The organism is Photorhabdus sp. RW14-46 (assembly GCF_963887965.1).
Taxonomy (GTDB): domain Bacteria; phylum Pseudomonadota; class Gammaproteobacteria; order Enterobacterales; family Enterobacteriaceae; genus Photorhabdus; species Photorhabdus laumondii.
The window spans coordinates 1-2293 of sequence record NZ_CAWPHH010000088.1 but is presented as its reverse complement, the minus strand read 5'-3'; the positions used below and the strand labels follow the sequence as shown (position 1 = coordinate 2293).

Annotated in this window: 1 protein-coding gene; it reads left to right on the top strand. The window is 62.8% G+C overall.

Annotated elements, in window-relative coordinates; translation table 11 throughout:
* A partial coding sequence (locus tag AACQ38_RS23605) for an RHS repeat protein (RefSeq protein ID WP_165579228.1) occupies positions 1–2293 on the top strand: 2293 nt, incomplete at both ends.

The window sequence follows — 2293 nt, the reverse complement described above, 5'->3', positions numbered from 1 at the left end:
GTCGACCCGCTCGGCCATGACACCCGGACTGAATGGGATTTCAGTCACAAAACCGCCGAAACCGACCCGCTGGGCCGGACCACCACATATGAATACAGCCCTTACGGCGAGCTGACCGGCGTCATGTCACCGACCGGAGAAATCACCACTTACGATTACAATGAATACGGCCAGCTTACCCGGGTCACTCCGCCGGAGGGAGCACACTGGCAGTTTTATTACAGCGAACAGGGCAACCTGGCCTCGGTTATCGACCCTCAGGGACGGGTTGAAGAGACCCGTTACGGCCCGCGCGGGGAAATCCTGCGCCAGGTCCTGCCCGACGGCCGCACCTGGCGCTACGGCTATGAACGGCAGCAGCTCAGTGAAATTCGGGCCCCGGACGGCGCCCTGACCCGGTTTGACACCGACGGCCTGGGCCGGCTGCTGCGGGTCACCGATGCGTTACATCAGCAGACCGACTATCACCACAGTCCGTTTCATGCCAGCCCGGCAGGCAGCGTCACCGAGATACAGTTACCGGATGGCATCCGGCAGACGATTGACTACGACAGCGAGCGCCGGGTCTCGGCAGTCACCGACGGGGAAGGCCGGACCACCCGCTATACCTATGACGCTTTCGACCGGCTCAGCCACCTCACCCGCCCGGATGGCGCGGCCCTGACCTTTGGCTACGACCGGCTGACCCGCCTGAAAACCGTGACCAACGAAACCGGCGACACCTACCATTACACCCGTGACCCGGCCGGGCGGGTGATGAGCGAAACTGATTTTACCGGCCGGACCATTCATTATCAGTATGACGCCGCCGGGCGCCGCCTGACTGCCCGTTACCCCAATCACCAGCTGCTGCGCTGGTGTTACACCGACGACGACCGCATTACCCGCCAGGAAGCATGGCAGGAAGAGGCCGACCGGTGCACGTTATGCTCAGTCACCACCTACGACCACGACGCGCAGGGCCGGCTGGTCCGGGCCACTAACCCGGACGCGGTGGTGGCGTTTGCATACGATGAGGCCGGCCGTCTGACCCGGGAGACGATTAACGGGCGTGCCGTCAGCCATCAGTGGGACCCCATGAGCGGCCTGCCGGCCGGCCGCCAGGTGGACACCCTGCCCGCGGTCAGCTGGTACTACGGCCTCAACGGCCGGCTGATGCAGTGGCAGCTGGACGGCCATGCCCCGTTGCAGATGCAGCATGACGGGCTGGGCCGGGAAATCGCGCGGGAAAGCGCCGCCGGTTTTATTCAGTCACAGGCTTACACCCCGGTGGGGCTGCTGGCCCATCAGACCGCCGGGCGCAGCTCCGACTGGTTCAAACAGACCCTGTACGAGGCCGACCCGCATTTCCCGCCGCGGGGCAGCGCGGTGACCCGCCACTGGCATTACACCCCGGCCTACAACGTGGCCTGCATTGAAGACCCCCGCTGGGACGAGACGCGCTACGGCTACAATGTCAATGACCAGGTGGTGACCGCCCAGTTTGGCGGCCCGCGGGCCTGTGACGAACAGTTTGTGTACGATGCCGGCCGGCACCTGCATTACCAAAAACAGGTGCCGGAGCGGCTCAGTGAAGACCTGCGCCAGAGCTACCACACCCAGCAGGCGGGCCGGGTGATTCAGCACGGGGCCTGCACGTATCGCTACGATGAAAACGGGCGGCGGACAGAAAAAACCGAACAGCGCCGGGGCTACCGGCCGCGGACCTGGCGCTACCGCTGGGATGCGCAAGACCGGCTGACCGGGTTTATCAGCCCGGAAGGGGTGCGCTGGCGCTATTGTTATGATGCTTTCGGGCGACGGATTAGCAAGCGGCAGGAGACAGACGCCGCCGGACCGCCGGTAAAACCGACCGCGATAATCGGCTATGATTACCTGTGGAGCGGCGAGCAGCTGATTGAAGAGACGCCGGTATATGCGGATGGCACTGTCAGGTATGAACAGAGCATTCACTGGCTGTATGAGCCGGGTACCCTGACCCCTTCGGCCCGGTTTGAAAAAGGCCGGCTGTACTATGTGGTGAGTGACCATCAAGGAACCGTGCGGGAAATTCTGACCGAGGCCGGGGAACTGATATGGGCCGGACGACTGCTCACCTGGGGCGAGCCGGAATGCTGGCCGGTGCTGACGGTCAATGACCCGCGCAACCTGACATGTCATCTCAGGTTCTGTGGGCAATACGAAGACGAGGAAAGCGGTTTATTTTATAATCGGCACCGTTATTACGAGAGGGAAACAGGCCAGTACTTATCGCCAGATCCGCTAAACTTAAGGGGTGGCGTAAGTCCTTATA